At 70.7% G+C, this 18,664-nt stretch carries 22 protein-coding genes and 2 pseudogenes; 13 read left to right on the top strand and 11 right to left on the bottom strand.

Annotation, left to right across the window (positions count from 1 at the left end):
• Positions 1 to 2 precede the first annotated feature (2 nt).
• Genes ACFVWY_RS28335 through ACFVWY_RS28320 form a run of 4 tightly spaced genes read right to left on the bottom strand, consistent with a single transcriptional unit; the run spans position 3 to position 4,879 of the window.
• On the bottom strand, positions 3 to 1,178 hold the full coding sequence (locus ACFVWY_RS28335) for an XdhC family protein (RefSeq protein ID WP_389877409.1): 1,176 nt from the start codon (positions 1,176 to 1,178) through the stop codon (positions 3 to 5).
• Positions 1,171 to 3,336 (bottom strand): xanthine dehydrogenase family protein molybdopterin-binding subunit, encoded by a 2,166-nt coding sequence (locus tag ACFVWY_RS28330; RefSeq protein ID WP_389877408.1) that lies wholly within the window; start codon positions 3,334 to 3,336, stop codon positions 1,171 to 1,173. Before ACFVWY_RS28330 ends, ACFVWY_RS28335 begins: the two co-directional genes overlap by 8 nt.
• Positions 3,333 to 4,325 carry an FAD binding domain-containing protein gene (locus tag ACFVWY_RS28325; protein ID WP_389877406.1) on the bottom strand — a complete coding sequence of 331 codons (993 nt, stop codon included), beginning with the start codon at positions 4,323 to 4,325 and terminating at the stop codon, positions 3,333 to 3,335. Before ACFVWY_RS28325 ends, ACFVWY_RS28330 begins: the two co-directional genes overlap by 4 nt.
• Entirely contained in the window at positions 4,322 to 4,879 is a 558-nt protein-coding gene (locus ACFVWY_RS28320; protein ID WP_389877404.1) for a (2Fe-2S)-binding protein, read from the bottom strand. The genes ACFVWY_RS28325 and ACFVWY_RS28320 overlap by 4 nt, the downstream gene beginning before the upstream one ends.
• A gap of 265 nt (positions 4,880 to 5,144) precedes the next feature.
• Between ACFVWY_RS28320 and ACFVWY_RS28315 the strand changes: the two genes are divergently transcribed.
• A complete protein-coding gene (locus ACFVWY_RS28315) occupies positions 5,145 to 5,735 on the top strand; it encodes a TetR/AcrR family transcriptional regulator (protein ID WP_389877403.1) in 591 nt (196 codons plus the stop codon).
• Here ACFVWY_RS28315 and ACFVWY_RS28310 read toward each other — a convergent pair.
• Entirely contained in the window at positions 5,732 to 6,178 is a 447-nt protein-coding gene (locus ACFVWY_RS28310) for an SUKH-4 family immunity protein (RefSeq protein WP_389877401.1), read from the bottom strand. The genes ACFVWY_RS28315 and ACFVWY_RS28310 overlap by 4 nt on opposite strands.
• 83 nt (positions 6,179 to 6,261) lie before the next feature.
• Between ACFVWY_RS28310 and ACFVWY_RS28305 the strand changes: the two genes are divergently transcribed.
• The 3 genes from ACFVWY_RS28305 (at position 6,262) to ACFVWY_RS28295 (ending at position 8,197) form a co-directional block, all read left to right on the top strand.
• Positions 6,262 to 7,167: an aminoglycoside phosphotransferase family protein gene (locus ACFVWY_RS28305; protein WP_389877399.1), complete on the top strand. Its 906-nt coding sequence runs from the start codon at positions 6,262 to 6,264 to the stop codon at positions 7,165 to 7,167.
• 64 nt (positions 7,168 to 7,231) lie between these two features.
• Positions 7,232 to 7,765 (top strand): hypothetical protein, encoded by a 534-nt coding sequence (locus ACFVWY_RS28300; protein ID WP_389877398.1) that lies wholly within the window; start codon positions 7,232 to 7,234, stop codon positions 7,763 to 7,765.
• A 90-nt stretch (positions 7,766 to 7,855) separates the two neighbouring features.
• Positions 7,856 to 8,197, top strand: coding sequence for a DUF5713 family protein (locus tag ACFVWY_RS28295; RefSeq protein ID WP_389877396.1), 342 nt, complete (start codon positions 7,856 to 7,858; stop codon positions 8,195 to 8,197).
• A gap of 58 nt (positions 8,198 to 8,255) precedes the next feature.
• On the opposite strand, the gene ACFVWY_RS28290 is transcribed toward ACFVWY_RS28295, so the two are convergent.
• Positions 8,256 to 9,074: an alpha/beta fold hydrolase gene (locus ACFVWY_RS28290; RefSeq protein WP_389877395.1), complete on the bottom strand. Its 819-nt coding sequence runs from the start codon at positions 9,072 to 9,074 to the stop codon at positions 8,256 to 8,258.
• Positions 9,075 to 9,129: 55 nt separating this feature from the next.
• Positions 9,130 to 9,750, bottom strand: a complete 621-nt coding sequence (locus ACFVWY_RS28285; RefSeq protein WP_389877394.1) for a TetR/AcrR family transcriptional regulator — start codon at positions 9,748 to 9,750, stop codon at positions 9,130 to 9,132.
• 122 nt (positions 9,751 to 9,872) lie between these two features.
• Between ACFVWY_RS28285 and ACFVWY_RS28280 the strand changes: the two genes are divergently transcribed.
• The 3 genes from ACFVWY_RS28280 (at position 9,873) to ACFVWY_RS28270 (ending at position 11,471) form a co-directional block, all read left to right on the top strand.
• Positions 9,873 to 10,553, top strand: a complete 681-nt coding sequence (locus ACFVWY_RS28280) for a DUF998 domain-containing protein (RefSeq protein ID WP_389877393.1) — start codon at positions 9,873 to 9,875, stop codon at positions 10,551 to 10,553.
• 93 nt (positions 10,554 to 10,646) lie between these two features.
• Positions 10,647 to 10,859: a DUF4287 domain-containing protein gene (locus ACFVWY_RS28275; protein ID WP_389877391.1), complete on the top strand. Its 213-nt coding sequence runs from the start codon at positions 10,647 to 10,649 to the stop codon at positions 10,857 to 10,859.
• 210 nt (positions 10,860 to 11,069) lie between these two features.
• Positions 11,070 to 11,471 (top strand): hypothetical protein, encoded by a 402-nt coding sequence (locus ACFVWY_RS28270; protein WP_389877390.1) that lies wholly within the window; start codon positions 11,070 to 11,072, stop codon positions 11,469 to 11,471.
• A gap of 70 nt (positions 11,472 to 11,541) precedes the next feature.
• Here the strand turns inward: ACFVWY_RS28270 and ACFVWY_RS28265 are convergent, their stop codons facing one another.
• Complete coding sequence (locus tag ACFVWY_RS28265) at positions 11,542 to 11,799, bottom strand: hypothetical protein (RefSeq protein ID WP_389877388.1); 258 nt, start codon at positions 11,797 to 11,799, stop codon at positions 11,542 to 11,544.
• A gap of 551 nt (positions 11,800 to 12,350) precedes the next feature.
• Here ACFVWY_RS28265 and ACFVWY_RS28260 point away from each other — a divergent pair.
• Positions 12,351 to 13,280, top strand: a complete 930-nt coding sequence (locus ACFVWY_RS28260) for an ADP-ribosylglycohydrolase family protein (RefSeq protein ID WP_389877386.1) — start codon at positions 12,351 to 12,353, stop codon at positions 13,278 to 13,280.
• 683 nt (positions 13,281 to 13,963) lie between these two features.
• Here the strand turns inward: ACFVWY_RS28260 and ACFVWY_RS28255 are convergent.
• On the bottom strand, positions 13,964 to 14,599 hold the full coding sequence (locus ACFVWY_RS28255) for a DUF6461 domain-containing protein (protein ID WP_389877385.1): 636 nt from the start codon (positions 14,597 to 14,599) through the stop codon (positions 13,964 to 13,966).
• Between the two features lie 378 nt (positions 14,600 to 14,977).
• On the opposite strand from ACFVWY_RS28255, the gene ACFVWY_RS28250 reads away from it, so the two are divergent.
• A complete protein-coding gene (locus ACFVWY_RS28250; RefSeq protein WP_389877383.1) occupies positions 14,978 to 15,499 on the top strand; it encodes an NUDIX hydrolase in 522 nt (173 codons plus the stop codon).
• Positions 15,500 to 15,548: 49 nt separating this feature from the next.
• Positions 15,549 to 15,719: pseudogene (locus ACFVWY_RS28245) on the top strand (IS630 family transposase); the annotation flags it as partial.
• 45 nt (positions 15,720 to 15,764) lie between these two features.
• On the opposite strand, the gene ACFVWY_RS28240 reads toward ACFVWY_RS28245, so the two are convergent.
• Positions 15,765 to 16,154 (bottom strand): hypothetical protein, encoded by a 390-nt coding sequence (locus ACFVWY_RS28240; protein ID WP_389877381.1) that lies wholly within the window; start codon positions 16,152 to 16,154, stop codon positions 15,765 to 15,767.
• 329 nt (positions 16,155 to 16,483) lie between these two features.
• Positions 16,484 to 17,041 carry a CGNR zinc finger domain-containing protein gene (locus ACFVWY_RS28235; protein ID WP_389877380.1) on the bottom strand — a complete coding sequence of 186 codons (558 nt, stop codon included), beginning with the start codon at positions 17,039 to 17,041 and terminating at the stop codon, positions 16,484 to 16,486.
• A gap of 169 nt (positions 17,042 to 17,210) precedes the next feature.
• Here ACFVWY_RS28235 and ACFVWY_RS28230 point away from each other — a divergent pair, with 169 nt between their 5' ends.
• The 3 genes and pseudogenes from ACFVWY_RS28230 to ACFVWY_RS28220 all read left to right on the top strand — a co-directional run.
• Positions 17,211 to 18,056, top strand: coding sequence for a DMT family transporter (locus ACFVWY_RS28230; protein ID WP_389877378.1), 846 nt, complete (start codon positions 17,211 to 17,213; stop codon positions 18,054 to 18,056).
• A gap of 57 nt (positions 18,057 to 18,113) precedes the next feature.
• On the top strand, positions 18,114 to 18,326 hold the full coding sequence (locus ACFVWY_RS28225) for a hypothetical protein (protein WP_389877474.1): 213 nt from the start codon (positions 18,114 to 18,116) through the stop codon (positions 18,324 to 18,326).
• Positions 18,256 to 18,615 (top strand): annotated as a pseudogene (locus tag ACFVWY_RS28220) (winged helix-turn-helix transcriptional regulator); the annotation flags it as partial. The gene ACFVWY_RS28225 and the pseudogene ACFVWY_RS28220, both read left to right, overlap by 71 nt.
• Between the last annotated feature and the right edge of the window lie 49 nt (positions 18,616 to 18,664).

The following is an 18,664-nucleotide window of genomic DNA, read 5'->3' as shown; positions in this document are numbered from 1 at the left end:
GGTCAGGCCCCGGCCCCGGAGCGCCGGTCGCGCCGTCGACCGGGACTGCCGCCCTTGCCCCGTTCCCCTGCGCCGACGTCATGGTGGATGGGCGTGCTCACACCGGTCAGCGGAACCCCCGTGCCGCCCCGGCGCGCCGCCACGATCTCCGCCGCGATCGACAGGGCGGTCTCCTCGGGCGTCCGGGCACCGAGGTCGAGGCCGATCGGAGAGCGCAACCGGGCCCGCTCCTCGTCGGTCAGGCCGGCTTCGCGCAGACGGCGATCACGGTCCGCGTGGGTACGGCGCGACCCCATCGCCCCGACGAACGCGACCGGCAGGCGCAGGGCCGCCTCCAGCAGCGGTATGTCGAACTTGGCGTCATGGGTGAGCACGCACAGGACGGTCCGCGCGTCGGTCTCGGTACGCCGCAGATAACGATGCGGCCAGTCGACCACGAGCTCATCGGCCTCCGGGAAGCGGGCGCGGGTGGCGAAGACCGGTCTGGCATCGCACACCGTCACGTGATAGCCGAGGAACTTGCCCGCCCGTACGAGCGCCGTCGCGAAGTCCACGGCGCCGAACACGATCATCCGGGGCGGGGGTGTCCTCGACTCCACGAACAACGTCACCCCGGCCGGGCAGAGCGCACCACCTTCCGCGACCTCGACGGTCCCGGTACGGCCGGTATCCAGCATCACGCGGGCCTCCGCCGCCGCGGCCCGGTCCAGCTCCCGGCCGCTGCCGAGGCCGCCCTCGAACGATCCGTCGGGGTGGACCAGCAGTGCCCCGCCGAGCAGATCCGCCGAACCGCCGGCCACCCGCGCCAGGGCCGCGGGCTCACCCCGGCACGCCGCCGCCACCCCGGCCCGGAACACCGGCGCGGCCGTACGCACCGGCGTCACCAGGACCTCGACGACACCGCCGCAGGTGAGCCCGACCGCGAAGGCGTCCTCGTCGTCGTAGCCGAACCGCTCCCGCACCGTGCGCCCGTCCTGGAGCGCCCGTACGCACAAGTCGTACACCGCGCCCTCCACACAGCCGCCGGACACCGAGCCGACGGCCGTCCCGTCATCGGCGACGGCCAGAGCGGCGCCAGGGCCGCGCGGCGCGCTGCCGCTCACCGCCACCACCGTGGCCACGGCGAAGTCCCGGCCTTCCTCGAACCACCGGCTCAGCTGGTCGGCGATGTCAAGCACTCCGCGCTCCTCCTCCCGCCACCCGGCGCCGGACCTCCTCCGCCGCGCGCAGGACACGGTCCGGGCGGATCGGCAGATCCCGGTGACGGACCCCGGTCGCGTGCCACACCGCGTTGGCGATCGCGGCGGCCACGCCCACGATGCCGATCTCGCCGATGCCCTTGATCCCGATCGGATCACCGGGAACGGGATCGTCCACCCAGTCTGCCTCGATCGGCGGCACATCGGCGTGCGCGGCGTAGTGATAGCCGGCGAGGTCAGCGCCGACGTGGGCGCCGGTGGCCCGGTCCCTGGCCGCCTCTTCGTGGAGCGCCATCGAAAGCCCCCAGGTCATGCCGCCCACCAGCTGACTGCGGGCGGTGAGCGGGTTGACGATGGTGCCCGCGGCGAAGATGCCGAGCAACCGCCGCACCCGCACCTCACCGGTGTCCGTGTCGACCGCGACCTCGGCGAACTGTGCCCCGAAGGAGTGGCGCTCCTTCGCCGCGAGGGCGCCGATGGCCTCGGCGGTGTCGGACCGGGTCGTGATTCCCTCCGGCGGGATGCCGCCGCCCAGGGCCAGCCGCTCCCGCAGATCGTTCGCGGCGATGGTCACCGCCCAGGCCCAGGAACGCGTCCCCATCGAGCCTCCGGCGATCATCGCCGGACCGAGGTCGCTGTCCGCGATGCGGACCCGGATCCGGTCCGGCCGCACGCCCAGCGCGTCCGCCGCGACCAGTGCCATCGCGGTCCGCGCCCCGGTCCCGACATCCGCCGCGTTGATCCGTACGGTGAATCCTCCGTCCGGCTCCGCGGTGACGGCGGCGGTGGACGGGCCGACCCCCGCGGGGTACGAGGCCGCCGCCGTGCCGGTCCCGAGCAGCCAGCGTCCCTCGCGGCGCAGTCCGGGGCGGTGGTCCCGGTCCGCCCAGCCGAACCTGCGGGCCCCCTCCTCGAAACAGGCCGCCACATTGCGGCTGCTGAACGGCAGCCCGGACACCGGGCCCCGCTCGGGCTCGTTGAGCAGGCGCAGCTCGACCGGGTCCACACCGCACTTCTCGGCCAGCTCGTCGAGGGCCGACTCCAGGGCGAAGGACCCCGGAGCCTCGCCGGGCGCGCGCATCCACGTGGGGGTCGGCACGTCGAGCCGGACGACCCGGTGCCGGGTGTGATGCGCGTCGGCGTCGTACATCACCCGCCCCAGGACGGCGCTCGTCTCGACGAACTCGTGCACGGTCGACGTGACGCTCTGCGCCAGGTGCTCGAAGGCACGGAGCCGTCCGTCGGCGTCGGCACCGATGCGGATCCGCTGGGCGGTCGGGCTGCGGTAGCCGACGAGGGTGAACATCTGGCGCCGGGTCAGCACGACACGGACCGGGCGGCGCAGGACCGTCGTGGCCATCACGGCCGCCACCAGATGCGGAGCCAGGCCCTTCGAGCCGAAGGCGCCCCCGACGTGCTCGGCGCGGACGCGCACGGAGGCAGGGTCGAGGGAGAAGAGCTGAGCCAGCTCGCTCACCACCCAGGTACTGCCCTGGTTGGAGTCGATGACATCGAGGCGGCCCCCTTCCCAGCGGGCCGTCGCCGCGTGCGGCTCCATGGCGTGGTGGTGCTCCTCGGGGGTGGTGTACGCCTCGTCCACGACCACCGCCGAGGCGCCGAGCCGGGCCTCCAGGTCGCCCTTCTCCGTCTCGGCCTCGACCAGCGGAGTGCTTCGAGGGGTGTAGGCATCCGGGTGTCCGGCCCGGAACTCCACGTCGTGCGGCTCCGTCTCGTACTGGACCACCAGGGCCTCGGCGGCCTCCCTGGCCTGTTCGGGTGTCTCGGCCACCACCAGCGCCACGGGCCAGCCCGCGAAGGGAACACGATCCTGCTGGAACAGCCCGATCACCGGATTCGGGCGGTCCAGCATGCCCATGTACCCGAGGTTGACGCGCGGCGCGTTCCCCTGGTGCAGCACGGCCAGCACTCCGGGCATGTCCAGTACGGGGCCGTCCTCCACGGACCGGACCCGGCCACGGGTCACGGTGGACAGCACCAGCCATCCATGGGCCAGTTCGGGAAAGGGGACCTCGCCCGAGTACCGGGCGGCCCCGGTGACCTTGGCGCGGCCCTCCAGCCGGGTGTGGGCGGAGCCGACAGCTCCGGCAGGGGTCGCGACGCCGGTGGTCGTGGTCATCGGGAGATCTCCTCGGTGAGTTCCGTCAGTACGGACACGACGAGGTTCCGCATCAGCGTCACCTTGTAGCCGTTGCCGGGAAGGGGATCGGCGGCGGCCAGCTCGGCATCGGCCGCTGCGGCGAAGGCCGCCGCACCCACCGGTCCGCCGGTCAGCGCCCGTTCGGCCGTACGGGCCCGCCACGGCCTCGACGCGACGGCTCCCAACGCCAGACGCGCTTCGCGTACGACACCGTCATGGACGGCGACGGCGGCCGCGACCGAGCCGACGGCGAACGCGAACGAGGCCCGCTCGCGCACCTTGCGGTACCGAGAACAGGAGGCGTCCGGGGCGGGCGGCAGAACGACGGAGGTGATCAGCGCGCCGGACGGCAGGACGGTCTCCACATGCGGGGTGTCGCCCACGGGCCGGTAGAACTCCTCGATCGGGACCTCGCCCGGCCCGTCGGCCGTCTCGTACGTGATGACGGCGTCCAGGGCCGAGAGCGCGACCGCCATGTCCGAGGGGTGGACGGCCACGCAGTGCCCGGAGGCGCCGAGGATCGCGTGGTTGCGGTGCTCGCCCTCGACGGCGGGGCACCCGCTGCCCGGGGAGCGCTTGTTGCACGGGCGGGCGGTGTCGGTGAAGTAGCCGCAGCGGGTGCGCTGGAGCAGATTCCCGCCGACCGTGGCCATGTTGCGCAACTGCCCCGAAGCCCCGGCGAGAACGGCCTGCGCCAGCACGGGGTAGCGGCGCCGGACTTCAGGGTGGGCCGCCAGATCGCTGTTGGTGACGGTCGCGCCGAGGCGTAACCCGCCGTCCGGGGTGGGCTCGATCCCGTCGAGCGGCAGCTCACGCAGGTCGACGAGCAGCGTGGGCCGCTCCACCCCGCTCTTCATCAGGTCGACGAGATTCGTGCCACCGCCGAGGTACCGGGCACCCGGGACGGAGCCCAGCAGGGTCACCGCTCCCGCTATGTCGAAGGCGCGCTCGTACCCGAACTCCCTCATGCCACGACCTCCTTGTCCTGCGGTCCGGCCGCCCGAGCCGCCTGCTCGACCGCCTGCACGATCGACACATAGGCGCCGCAACGGCACAGGTTGCCGCTCATGCGCTCGCGGATCTCGTCGGCGTCGAGCGCGGGAATCCCCGTCTCCGGCCGCGCGTCGTCGGTCACCGCGCTCGGCCATCCCGCCGCGTGCTCCTCGATCACCGCGATGGCGGAACAGATCTGTCCCGGAGTGCAGTAGCCGCACTGGTATCCGTCGAGATCGAGAAAGGCCTGCTGCACCGGGTGCAGCCGCTCACCGTCCGCGACGCCCTCGATCGTGGTGATCGCACGGCCCTCGGCCGCGACCGCGAGCTGAAGACAGGAGAGCGCGCGACGGTTGTCGACCAGCACGGTGCAGGCACCGCACTGCCCCTGGTCACAGCCCTTCTTGGAACCCGTCAGATCGAGCCGCTCGCGCAGTGCGTCGAGCAGCGTGGTGCGGTGGTCGACGGGCAGTGTGTACTTCTCGCCATTGATGTTCAGGGTGATGACACTGGACGTCGATGGGGTCATGAATCGGCCTTCTTTCGCATGGCTGATGCGCGTCGAACAAGACGATCCCGGCGACTGCTCGGTGTGTCCGGGAGGGACCGGGGGAGGGAGAGGACGACAAGGGTGTGAGGAACCACTGGCGGTGGGCGAAAGCCGGCCGCACCGGTCGGATCTGCCGCTATGGTGAACCCAAACGGACAACTGTCCACTTGCTGTCGAACCTAGCGGACAGCTGTCCGCTCAGCAAGGACGGACTCGGCCGTGCCCTTTTCGGGGAGGAGGACGAGTGCGGGACAGGAAGACCACGCCGCTGCGCCCGGACGCGCAACGCAACCGTGAGCGCATCCTGGAGGTCGCGCTGGTCGAGCTGACGCGGACGGCGGATGCCCCGCTGAGCGCGATCGCCAGGAAGGCGGGTGTCGGGCAGGGCACGTTCTACCGGAACTTCCCCCACCGTGAGGCCCTGGTGCTGGAGGTCTACCGCTACGAGATGCAGCAGGTGGCCGACGCCGCCGACCAGTTGCTGCGGACCTGTGCGCCCGACCGGGCACTCCGGGAATGGATGGACCGCCTCGCCCGGTACGCCATGGCCAAGGCCGGTCTGGCCGACGCGCTGCGCAAGTCGACAGGCAGGCCCGGCGGCCTGGCCCAGCTGGGCCACGGTCCGGTGACCCGGGCCGTCGAGCGACTGCTGGACGCGAACGAGCGGGCCGGAACCATCCGCCCGGGGATGGCGCCCGAGGACTTCCTCCTGGCCATCGCCGGTCTCTGGCAGATCGATCCGCACAGCGACTGGCGGCCGCGCGCGGCACGCCTGCTCGATCTGGTCATGGACGGCCTGCGGGCGGGTGCTCCCGGAGCTGAACGGCACGGCTAGACGCTCATGGCGTACCCCAGCTCCTCCGCGGCGACGCACCAGAAGGAGTTCTCGTCGGCGACCGCCGCCGCGTCGATGCCCTTGAACCGTGCCACCAGAGCTTCGGAGAGCGCGTCCGCCGCTTCTTCGGCGGCATCCTCGGATTCCTGGGCCGGTCCCTCGCACGCGTCCACTTCCGCCGAGACCTCCGCGTAGGCGCGGGTGAAGGCTATGAACGCCGCGGTGGTGGAGTTCACCAGATGGGGCGTGCCGTCCTCCGGCAGCCCCCAGAGCGAGCCGTCCGGGCGGCGCACGCCCAGCGCGCTCAGCCCCGGATCGAGCGCCACCAGGGCGTACGGCACTCCGTCGACCATGCGTTCGACGAAGGGGGCGTCCTGCCAGCCGCCGGGGTAGGGGCTGCCGGTGCATCCTGCGAGGAGCGAAGCGAGTGTCATGTCGTCCATGCCCCAAACGTACGGCCCGTCACTGACAGCCGTCGCCGACGGCGCCGTCCCGCCCGCCCGTCCCCGGTGCGTAGGGTGCGGGGGTGATCGACGTACCGGAGAAGTTCGCGCGCGGCACGGTCCAGCGGGAGGGGCGGCCCGGTGCGGAATGGATCGCCGGACTCCCGGCGACGGTGGGGGAGTTGCTGGCGCGCTGGGAGTGCGCGCCGGACGGTGAGGTGATGCACGGGGCCGTCGGGATCGTCGTCCCGGTGCGGCGGCGGGCCGGGGGAGCGGCCGTGCTGAAGGTGTCCTTCCCGCACCCCGGCAATGCCCACGAGCCGGACGCGTTCGCCGCCTGGGGCGGCCGCGGGGCCGTGCTGCTGCACGAGCGTGCCGACGAGCACTTCGCGATGCTGCTGGAGCGGGTCGGACCGTCCACGCTGGCGGAGGTCGAGGAGGGCGACGAGGCCGTGCGGACCGCCGGACGGATCAGCCGCCGACTGGCCGTACCGGCCCCGCCCGGACTGCCCCGGCTGCGGGACCGGGCGGGCGCCTGGGAAGCCGAACTCCAGCAGGCGGCAGCTGAGTTGGATCATGCGATGTCCCGGCGTGCGGTGGAGGCGGCGGTGGCGACGGTCCGGGAGCTGGGCCGGGACCAGCCGGACACCCTCGTCCATGGCGACCTGCACGCCCGCAACATTCTGCGCGCCGACCGTGAGCCGTGGCTGGCCGTCGACCCCAAGGGCTACGCGGGGGATCTCGCGTACGACGGCGGGACTCTGCTCACGTCGCGGGTGCCGGTTCTCCTCGGCTCCGGTGACCTGGGAAAGGCGCTGAACCGCACCCTGTGCGTCTTCGCCGAGGCGGCCGAGATCGACCCCGAACGCGCCCGGCGCTGGGCCCAGTTCCACGCCGTGCGGGCCGCCTTCTGGGAGCGCCGTCACGGGTCCTTCGAGACGCGCGGGTTCGTGCCGCTCCTGGACGACTTGGCCGAGTTGCTCGTCTGAGGCGCCGGAACCACGGCGGTAACTTCGGTTGTCAATGGAGGGTCGGGTAACTATAGTTACCGCCATGACGTATTCTGAGATCACCGCTGAGGAGCGATCAGCTCTCGACAGAGCCCTTCTGGATGCCCTTGATCCGCTTGCCTCGGCCCTGCGGGGGCGGGCGACGGGGCAGTCCGTGGAACGCATGTGGGATGCCGGGCCCGTCGACGTGACGCTGTCGGTCCTCGCCGCCTGGAAGGCGGTGGACGCCGAGGTCAAGCGGCTGACGGCGATGGCGGCGAGGACCGCGGGTTCCTATGGCGCGAGCTACGAGCAGTTGGGCGCCGTCTGGGGGATCACCCGGCAGGGCGCCCGCAAGAAGTGGCCCGATGCCGTCGACAGGACTTCCCCGGCGCCTGCGGAGCCGAGCGTGATCGAACTGTTCGGCGGGCGTGCCGAGCTGATCCCGGAGCCGTCGGCCGACGGCTGGCGGTGGTCCGGCACCGGCGCCGACGGGGTCCGGGAGGAGGCCGGCGATGCCGCGTGCCACGCGACGAAGGAGGAGGCCGCCGCTTATGCGGGCGCCTTCCTGCGGGAGCACGCCGCCGTCCGGCGGTAAGGGCCGGGGCGCTGATCCGCTGCTCCGGCGGTCCTGTCAGTGGTGTGCTGCATGATCGGTGCCACGGCTCTTCGGGAGAGATGAGGACTCATGCCGATCACCAACCGGAAGGTGGCGGAACGCGCCTTCCTGCAGCCGCTGTACGCGGATGACTACTATCCGGATCACGTCCTGGACCAGGGCAGAGCGATCCTGCTGGAGCTGTGCGAGCGCATCGAGGCGGAACGCCCGGCGGATCTGCCGGCCCTGTACGCGCTCACGGAAGTGGCGACCGAGCGGTTCAACCTGCTGGAGGCCGAGTTCGAGGCTGCCGGGAGCGAGATCGAGACCGTGGCCAGGGAGGAGATAGGCGAGGAGTTCTGGTTCGTGGCGTGCGCGTACGGCTTTCCGGAAGCGGACGGGGAGGAGCTGATCGCGGCCAGGGAGTGGTGAGTGCGCCCGAACGGCCGTGGCGAACCGCCGGGCGGGCGCTTTGGCGACGGGGCCCGGGTCAGCGCCCGGAGGCGGTGCCCGTGCACGTGCCGAGGAATTCCGCGAGCAGGTGCCGGAGGACGTCGGGCCGTTCGAGGTGTACGTCGTGTCCTGCCCCAGGGACACTGACGGCCAGCGTCTGCGGCCGGTCCCCGAGCATCCGGTCGGCCTCCCGGGGCGGGATGATGCCGGACTGCCCGAGGATGACCAGGGTGGGGCAGGTGACCTCGGTCCATTGGTCCCAGAAGCCGCACCGGGCGTTCTCTGCCAGAGAGCCGACCATCACGTCCCGGTCGAACCGTGGCCACCAGCCGTCCTCACGTTCCTCCAGTCCGGCCGCCCACCCTTCACCGACCGGGCCGCCGCCGAGGAAGCCGACCGCTTCCTCCCGCGCGGCGAACGGCACCGGCCAGGTGTCGAGCCAGCTGCCGATCCGGGCGGGCAGCTCCGGCTCCGGATCGCCGGGGCCCGCCTCGACCAGCACGAGCGCCCGGACGAGCTCGGGGTGCGCGGCGGCGGTGAGCAGGGCCGTGTGACCGCCCAGTGACTGCCCTACGAGCACGGGCCGTTCGAGGCCGAGCTGGTCGATTACGGCGACAGCATCGGCGACGTAGGCGGCGCGGGAGACGTCGTCCGGGCGGCGCTCGCTGGCGCCGTGGCCGCGCTGGTCCACGGCGACGACCCGGTACGCGGGGCTCAGCCACCGTGCGACGGCGTCCCATTCACCCGCGTGACCGGCCAGCCCGTGCAGCAGCACGACGGGTGTCCCCGCCCCTCCGTGGTCACGGCAGGAAAGCCGTACGCCGTTCCGCACCACGGTGCGTTCGGACCATGTCATGAGTTGCTCCTCCTGGATGTCAGCGGGGCGAAGCGTACTTCGGTGGAGCCGGACGTCAGCGGTAGGCGGCCAGGAAGGCGCGCACCCCGGCAGTGGCGTAGCGTTCGAGATCGGCCGGGGTGTGCTGGTGGGCGCTGCGGAACATGGTCTCGTTCACCGGTACCCACAGCAGCAGCCCGGAGAAGTGGTGGGCGGCCAGGAGCGGTTCGTCGATCCGGAGCACTCCTTCCTCGGTGAGGCGCCGGAAGGTGGTGGTCAGGGCCATCAGAACCCGCTCGAAGCTCTGCTCGTACCAGGCCGTGGCGAGTGCGGGGAAGGGGCCCGCGCTGGCGATGACCAGGCGGCCCAGCTGAAGCGCTTCGGACCGCGTCAGTGTGGTGAGGAGGCACCGGGCGAGCCCGGTCAGGTTCTCCTCCAGTGCGTCGGCGTCGGACGGGATGTCGGACACCGGATCGATGGCGCGGCCGAGGTGATCGGTCGTGCCCAGCACGATTTCGGCGAACAGCTTCTCCTTGTCGGAGAAGTGCCTGTAGACGGTCTGCTTGGACACCGCCGCCAGTTTCGCGATGTCGTCCATGCTCGTTCCGCAGTAGCCCTTCTCCATGAACGCCCTGGTCGCCGCCTGCGTGATCGACTGGCGCTTGCGGGCCGACCGGCCCTGCTCGTCGGCTTCCATGCCGCCTCCTCGACCCATGAGTACTGGACAGTCCAGTTTCTATTTGGGTACTGTACCGTCCAGTTCATGAGTACTGAACCGTCCAGTTCTGTACAGGATGCTTGCGAGCGAGGAGAACTCCCATGACCCAGACCGGCAGCGCCCCGTCCGCCACCGCCTCAGTGTCATCGCCCCGGGGTGACGCACGTGCCCTGCTGGCTGCCGGGGCCGCGGCGGGACCGCTGTTCCTGGGGGCGGGCGTGATCCAGGGGCTCTCCAGGGAGGGCTTCGACTTCACCCGTAACGCCATCAGCCAGCTCGGCCTCGGCGCCCTGGGCTGGATACAGATGACCAGCTTCGCGCTCACCGGAACGCTGATCATCGCCGGGGCGATCGGGATGCGCCGGGTGCTGAGCGGGGGGCCCGGCGGTGTCCGGGTGCCCTGGCTGGTCGGGGTCTTCGGGGCTTCGTTCCTGCTCTGCGGGGTGTTCGCCGCTGACGCGGGCGCGGGATTCCCGGCCGGAACTCCGCAGGAGGCGGCGGGCTCCCTGAGCGCGCACGGAGTCGTCCACATGCTCGGCGGGATGATCGGCTTCCTTGCCTGGTGCGTCGCTTCGTTCATGCTGGCGCGGGTGTTCGCTGCCCGGGGGCAGCGTGGCTGGGTCCTCGCCTGCCGCCTCGTGCCGGCGGGAATACTCGCGGGGTTCGCGGGATCCTCGGCCACGGTGCTGGCCTTCACGGCCGGTGCGGGGCTCGGCCTGCTCTGGCTCACCGCGGTATTCGCCCGGCTGTTCATCACGGCCCCGGCGCCCCGGTTGTTGTAAGGGATACCGAAAGAGTCAGGTCACTTGCGGGCCGGACGAACATAAAGAAACAATCCAAGATCATCAACGATGGACCGAAAAGGACAAGGCGACATGAAGGAACCGGTCAAGGGCCCTGCCAGCTACTTCCCGTCGATCGAGAAGAAGTACGGACGCCCCGTCGCGGAATGGAAGGACCTGATCCGGTCCTCGCCGCTGACCAAGCACATGGAGCTCGTCTCCTGGCTCAAGGCCGAGCACGGACTCGGCCACGGCCACGCCAATGCCCTCGTCGCGCACACCGTTGCCGAGGACAGCGGCAAGTGAGCGGTCCTCACACCCGCTGAGAACCCCCGCTGGAGAGTTCCGCCGGGCGCCGCGCTGAGTGCTCCCGCTCAGGGCGGTGTCCCCGGGCGCGAGCACCGGCGGCACTGTACGAGCCGCCGCCCCGCCGCTGGCCCCTGGCGCGGACCAGGCCGAGCCCGCGCTCCGCGTCCCGGCCGCCCGACGGTGCGCCGTGGGGTCAGGGCGGAGCCAGTGGCCTACGGCGGTCCAGCCGAGGAGCCGAAGTCCGCCGCCCATGTCCAGCGGCGCACCGGCCGCCGCCCGGCGCGAGCTGGTCAGCGCCGGAGCCAGCCGTGCCGCGATTTGCGCCCGGACATCACCGACCGTACCGAGGCGGATCGCCGGCAGGTCCGGCGCGGGCAACTTCGTGGACCGGGGCATGAAACGCCGCAGCCCGGCCCGCTGCTCCAGGACCTCGACGACCTCCGGCGCACCGGTCACGTCCCCGGCCGCACCAGCCACACCACGATCGGCGGCGCGGCTTGCCCCTGGCGCGGCGATCATCAGATCGATCACCGCGATGCGGATCACGGCTTCGGCGCGGTAGGGGTGGACGTCGTAGACGCCGGCCGGGCGGCGGTGGTTCATGAGTAGGCCGAAGGGAAGCCGCCGACTCGCCCGTGAACCCCCCGAACTGGCGTGAGACCTGATCGTCCTCCCGCAGTCAGATCCCGCAGGGCCAGACGGTGACGTGGTCCCGTACCACACGAACCTCGACCCACGATCCGTCCGCACCTTCCGGCAGCGGCGGGTCGGCAAGATCGAACAGGATCTGCGTGCCACCCACGTCCAGTGCGGCCCCTCCGTCTTCGAAGAGGCCGAGCTGCCCGCGAAAGACGATGAAGTCGCCGTCTTCCAGCAGCTCGGAGACACCGGAGGCACTTGGCCAGGCGTTCACCGTCCAGGCGATGTCCTCATCCACGGACCACTCAATGTGGTGTTCTCGCCCGACTGCCTCAGGGGCTCCCCGCCACGGCACCACAACGGTGCCCACCGCCGCATACACGCGGACGGCCACCGGCCTCCACGGGGCGGGCCGCACTGCGCCTAGGGTGACCAACACGCCATCATCCTCTACTGACTTACCAAGCACCTTCGCCGGGACACAGTGCTCTCTTACGGCGATTCATGCCCGCGCGGGGCACGCGCACCGTCGGCCTCGGTCTGCCTGGAGAGCCGCACCCAGGTGCCGGCGACCCGATGCCGGGAGTCGTGAGGCTCCAGCCCTCGCGGACGACGGCGAGCCGCCACGCCCGCTGGTCCGGCCGTCGCACAGCACGGGATGGCCGTCGCCGTCGCGGGCATGGCCCTGTGCCCCGGCACCGTACTCGATGCCGTTGTGTAAATCCGCGCCGGTGTCTCGGATTCAGGGTGCCTCAGGCCGCACGGGACGCGATGCGTTCGCCACCGATGGCCGGGAGCCGAAGCGCAGGACGGCCACGGCCGCCTGCCCGGCGCGGATAGCCTGCGCCAATGAAGTGGACTCAGCGGGCCGCGGGCGTGATTGTCGGCTCAGCGGTGGGCGACGCGCTGGGCGGCCCTTTCGAGTTCGGTCCACGGGGAGCGTTCTCGGCGCGGTTTCCCGCTCCTGGCGCCGGTGACGAGATGTGCGGAGGCGGTGGCTGGGATGCCGGAGAGGCGACGGACGACACGCAGATGGCCGTCCTGGTCGCTGAGTCGCTGCTGGAGCGCGGCGGGCTGGATCTGCCGGACATCTTCGCCCGCTTCCAGCGGTGGGCGGCAGCAGAACCGAAGGACATCGGCTTGCAGACCGGAGACGTCCTGACCAATGGCATGCCCTGGGACCTCGCCGCCGCGATCCATTTCCAGGTCAGCCAGCGAGCAGCGGGAAACGGTGCCTTGATGCGGGCATCGACCTCCGCGGTCCACTTCGCCGCCGCCGGCCAGGAAGCCACCATGGAAGCGGCCCGCAGGATCGCTGCCCTGACCCACGGCGACCGCGCGGCCTGGGAAGGCACCGCGATCTTCCACGAAATCATCCGCGTCGTGTTTGAGGACACCGACCCTCTTGCCGCGCTCCCGGACATCCTGGCCCTTGTCCACCCCGACCACCGTGGCCGATACGCCACTGTCCTCGCGCCCGACTGGCATCCCGATCAGGCGACCGAGTTCAACGGTGCTGTCTGGCCCTGCCTGGGCTCCGCGGTCTGGGCCCTGCGCACCACCGACGGCTTCGAAGAAGCGGTCCGCGCGGCGATCGACCTCGGCGGCGATACGGACACCGTCGCCGCGGTGACCGGGGGTCTCGCGGGGGCTCGCTACGGGTTGGACGCCATTCCCGCCCGCTGGACCCAGCAGCTCCGTGTTCCCCTCCCCGGATTCGGCGAACGGGTGCTGTACCTGGCGGATCTGCTCCACCTTGCACACCGCCTCGGAAGCTGAACCGGGTGCTGCTCCGCGCTGGCACACTCCACGCACATCAGCCCCAGCGTCGGTCACCCGACAGGTGGCTCTGCCGGAAGGATGAATCGATCAGCGTCACCATCGAATCCGAGCGCCGGATGACCAGGGGCATCCTCCGGAGGCGTCAGCACCGGCCTGCCCGACCGGCACCCGGTCTCCGCTTCGAGTTCGGCGTTGCGTGGGCTCAGCGCCCGGATGTGGTTGGCGCAGGTGGCGAAGGTGGCGCGCGCCCTTCCCGTTGCCCGGCGGTGCATGGGGGAGCACGGCATCGGTCAGCTCTTCCGAGGCGGGTGATGTCCGCCGTCAGGTGTCCGTCCGCGGGCGGGGTGCGCCCGGTGTCCGGAGTGGTCCGGTGATGATCTTCACCAGGGGCGCGCGGTAGCCGAGTCGTCGGTGACGACGGGGAGAAGCGCGACGGCCTGGTGGACACCATCGAGCACGGCGCATGCGGCTTCCTCGCCGGTGAGTTCGCGGCCCTTGAGGGCCCGGTCGCGCAGTTTGTGCCGTTTACGGTCGTCCGTTCCGTCCTTGGTGGGCGCGCAGTCGGGGCCGGTTCTCGGACTACGGGGGGAGGGGGTCTTCCGCCCCTGGGCTGTTCACCCATCTCCGGCCGGACCACCGATCAAGCCGACCGCCGCGCGGCCTGCGGCACTGCAGTCGCGTCAGGGCATGTTCCAGGCGGGGGTGTTCGCATACCCGGAGGCGACCGGAACGGCGAACGTGTCGAGCGGCTCGGTGAACCACGAGGGGTGGACGGCGGCACCCATCACTCGCTCCATCAGCGCGAAGATCTTCACACCCCAGAGCTCCGTCTCGTCACTCGTATCGATCAGCCCCTGGCACCACTCGGCATCCCAGCGTGGATCTCCCGCCCGCAGCGGATGGACCGGTCCGTAGTGCTCTTCGTAGACCACCAGCTCGCCGTCCACCGCGTAGTGGACGGTATCTCCTCCGTTGATGTCGATCTGCACGCTGAAGCACCTGCCACCGCGCGACAGATCGCGAAGAACCCCCGGAATCGCAGTCGTGTAGCCAGCGGATTCCACCACGAACACCAGGTCGCCGAACATCCCGATCCCGACCAGATCCACGTCCCGGTCAACGCGAGCCGTCTCGTCGGCGGCCTGTCGTACCGTCAGGCGTCGACCGGACTCCGGAGCGCCGCGCAGTCGGCGGATCACCTCGTCCCGCCCCACGCCGGCGACTACCGCGACGGTGGGCAGGAGGTAGTCCTCCTCCAGCTCGTCGATCCAGGCGAAGCGCTCCTCAGCGTCTTCCGCAACCGTCAACGCATCCATGTCGGCCTCCAGCCCGCGGCACGCCCCGGAGCCTGGGCGGCCCGGCCGAGCTCGCCAGGTGCCAGCCTCACGTACTCCACGATCACGCCCATGTGCCGCAGCATACGCGGAGGACTCTGGCAGTCCTCCGTCGCTTCACGGGCCCGCCTGCCGTACTCGGGGGACAGGTCGCCGCGTCAGGGACAGGGACGAGTTCCGGCACCTCATCGAGATCGCTCGCTCGCAGGCTGAGGAGCGCGGCACTTTCGGCCAGGCGCTGGTCGCCCCGCTGGCTGCCCGTCCGAAGACGGCGATCTCGGAGTTACGGAAGCGGTGCAGATCACCCATCACTGTTGTGTGCAGGGGCGAGCTGTCAGTGAGGGCGGAGATCCTGCATCCATGAGCGAACTGGTTGAGCACGTCGACGAGCACGACCGTGTGCTGAGGATCGTCGAACGGGACGAGGCGGTGCGTGAGAACTGGCCGCATCGCATCGCGGCGACGATCTGCCGTGATCACGGAGGCCGGATCCTGGTGCTGCGGCGCTCCGAGACGTTGTCCCGGTTTCCGGGCTCCTACGACGCGATGGTCGGCGGGGCCGTGGACGTGGGCGAGTCGTACGAGGAGGCGGCGGTCCGCGAGCTGGCCGAAGAGCTGGGGGTTCGTGCGCCGGTGCGCTTCCTGTTCAAGATCTTTTATCGGGAGGGAATCAGCCCCATCTGGCTCGGGGTGCATGAGGCCGTCATCTCGGAAATCCTGGTCCCCGACTCGGGTGAGATCGAATGGCACGACTGGCTGACCGTGGCTGAACTGCGCGAAGCCGTTGACGAATGGTGCTTCGTTCCGGGAGGGCGGGAGGCGCTGCGCCAGTACATGGAGTCCGGGTACGGCAGCGGTGCGAGCGAACGGGCAGCCGGATGAACGGCGATGCGGTCGCCTCGGTTCAGGGTGATCATTTCAGCTACAGGCCCCGATGACGGTGGTCACCCTGGCCAACTCGAACCGCCCGGACCACACCGCTCGGACCCGCGAGCCGCACCACCCTCTGCGCTGGCGCCATACCGATGCCCGCCACCCCGACCTCTTGGCCGCCCAGCGCCGCGAACGAGCCCGCATCCGCAGCGAGAACGGCCTCCGCTGGGCGACCGGCCGTTGGCCGCGGCCTGAGGCTTCCCGCCATGACGGCCTACTCGGCCATCTCCTCGGGAGAAAGACGAGTGATCTTCTTTCCGGCTTCGGTCTCGACCAGGGTCAACGCGCCAATCCAGTTCCCGTCTTCGGGATACTCCCAGTTGGTGGCGTCTTCGAGAATCGCCGGAAGCTGAACACGAGGCACCAGCTCGCCGGGCTGGAAGCCGTTCTTGCCGGCGGGGGAGGTCCACGGCGCGAGTCGGCGGACCTCGATCCACCCACGATCGATGAGAGCGAGCAGGATTCCCGCCAGCTCGCTGACCGGTCGGGACTGGTCGGCTTCGTCGAGATCGCCCCAGACGCCAGGCAGGATGTCGATCTCATAGGAATTGACCATGAAGGCTTCTTCAGACGTGGTCAATGCATCCCACTCTTGTTTGCTCACTCAGCAATCGTCGCAGAGCCGGAGCGCGACAGGCTCCCTGCATGGCTGACCGGACCAACCCAGCCCGACGCGGAGCTCACCCTGACCGCCGGGACCTGGTGAGCCTGCGCGGTCACAGCACTACAGAACAGCTCTGCCGACCCCTGCGCCGTGCGCGTGGTGCAACCGGCGGCGCATCCTGATCGGTCGGACGGCCGGAGGGAGCTTCCTGCGCGGGGCCTGCTCGCTCCTCGACGAACCAGGCGAGCGGTGTCCACCCTGCGGTGCGTCGGCAGACCGCTGCGCCGACCGCCGCTACCCGCGGCGCCTGGCCTGCCGACCGCATGTCGCTATGCCCGTGGTGTGGTTGGTCTGGTTGCCGGTGTCGTGCTTCCGTTGCGTCGCTCGCGGTGGCGGGCCACCGCGTCATTGTTGGCGCAGCGCACTGAGCAGTAGGTGCGTCTGCCGTTGCGGGAGGTGTCGACGAATGCCAGCGCGCAGTCGCGTCGTGCGCAGCGACCCAGCCGCTCGGCGTCGGCGGAGCAGATGACGTAGGCGAGTCCGGCCGCGGTGATGGCGCGGATGTGTGCGGCCGGGTCGGCGCCGGGGGCGCTGTAGTGCAGATGGGGCCGTCCGTCGTGCAGAGAGATACGGGGGCGGCTCGAAGCGTCGGCGAGGAGCGCGTTGACCGCGTCGCACCGCTCGTCGAGGTCCTGTCGCCCGAAACATACGGCCAGGCGCCGGCTCCATGTCCAGATGGCCTCGGTCTGCGTGGGGGTGAGCGTGCGGTTCACCACGCCGTGTGCGGCCAGGATCGGTTCCAGCTCTGCGGAATGCGGTGCTTCGGTCAGGTTGACCAGGTCAGCGGCAAGCCGGGCGGCTTCACCGCCGTAATGGTTGAACTGCATAAGTCCATTACATCATCGTGTGGACCCGGAACGCACCGGAGCGGCGGGCTGAAGCGCCGTAGGGCCGTCGTGGCCTGCCGGGCGTCACCGGATATGACGAGATCTCGGAGGCATGATGGTGAGGGCTGTCCGCTTGCCGTGGCAGGGGGCCGCGACGGCGCCGGTGTTGATGCTGGTCCAGATCGCCAGTCTTCAGGCAGGCTCGGCTGTCGCCAAGGAGGCCTACGCGTCCGTCGGCCCCTCGGCTCTGGCCGGTATGCGGCTGTTCTTCTCCGCAGTGATCCTCTGGCTGCTGGTCCGGCCGTCGCCGCGCAAGGTCACGGCGGTGCAGTGGCGTGCGGTGATCCCGCTCGGCCTGGCCCTGGCGGCCATGAATGTGGCGTATTTCCAGGCCATCAGCCACCTGCCGATCGGCGTGGCCGCGACCGTGGAACTGCTCGGCCCGCTCGCCTTGTCGATCGCTCTGTCCCGCCGACTGGAGCATCTCGCGGTGGCGTTGCTGGCACTGGCGGGCGTACTGCTGCTGACGGGCCCGGGTGCCTTGCTGCCGACCGCCGGGCTGGTGCTGGGAGGTGCCGCCGCGCTGTGCCGGGCCGGGTATGTGGTGCTGAGCCGACGGGTCGGACAGCTGTTCCCCGACTGGACGGGCCTGTCGCTGGCGCTGGCCTGCGGTGCCTGCGTCCTGGCCCCGGTCTCCGCTGTCACGGACGGTGCTGCGGTGGCTGCCCACCCGGCGGCTCTGCTCACCGGTCTCCTTGTGGCTCTTCTGTCCTCGCTGATCCCGTACGCGCTGGACATGACGGTGCTGCGGCGTATCGATGCCCGTGCTTTCGGGGTGCTTCTCGCGCTGAGCCCGGCCGTGGCGGCGGCCGTCGGTTTCCTTCTGCTGCGCGAGCAGCTGACCGTACGCCAGGTGGCGGCGATCGCGCTGGTCGTTTTGGCCGGTGCCTGGTCGGTGCGGCGGGCTGGACGGCCTTTCGCGCCGGAGGCCCGGACCGGCACCCCTGACAGCTGAACCATCTGATCGATGTAATGGTTGAAGTGTTATAGACAGTGACAGCATGTTGGTGGCATGACATCCGTACCCTCGGCCACCGTCACGCCGTCACCGGACCGCTGCCCCGTCTGCCATGAGCTGGCTGAAGGGGCAGCGCGGTGGTGGACGCTGCGATCCCGCCACCGCACGTCCGAGGGCGAGGTCGAGTACTGCACCGGTGGCTGCGGGTGCCTCGTCGTCCTGGTCAACGGCGACATGCTCAAAGCTCTCCCCGCCCTCCGTCGGTGATGCGATTCATGACGACACCTGCCCGAGTTTCGAGGGCGCCCTCGAACTGATCGGACACCGCTGGACCGGTTCGGTCCTCCAGGCCGCAGCCCAGGGCGCCCGCCGCTTCGGCGAGTACCGGGCGCTGATCGTCGGCGTCTCCGACCGGCTGCTCTCCCAGCGCCTGAAAGAACTTGAGGCGGCTGGCCTGATCGAACGCACCGTCATCCCCACCACGCCGGTGCGGATCCGCTACCAACTGGCCCCGGACGGCCAGGATCTGGTGGACCTCCTGCGGCCGCTCGCTCAGTGGAGCATGCGCCGAGGCGCCCGCCCCCGGGGCACAGGACGGATCCCGG

This window comes from Streptomyces sp. NPDC058195 (assembly GCF_042883525.1).
Lineage (GTDB): Bacteria > Actinomycetota > Actinomycetes > Streptomycetales > Streptomycetaceae > Streptomyces.
Note: the sequence above shows the minus strand (reverse complement) of the source record. Positions and strands in the feature narration are given on the sequence as shown.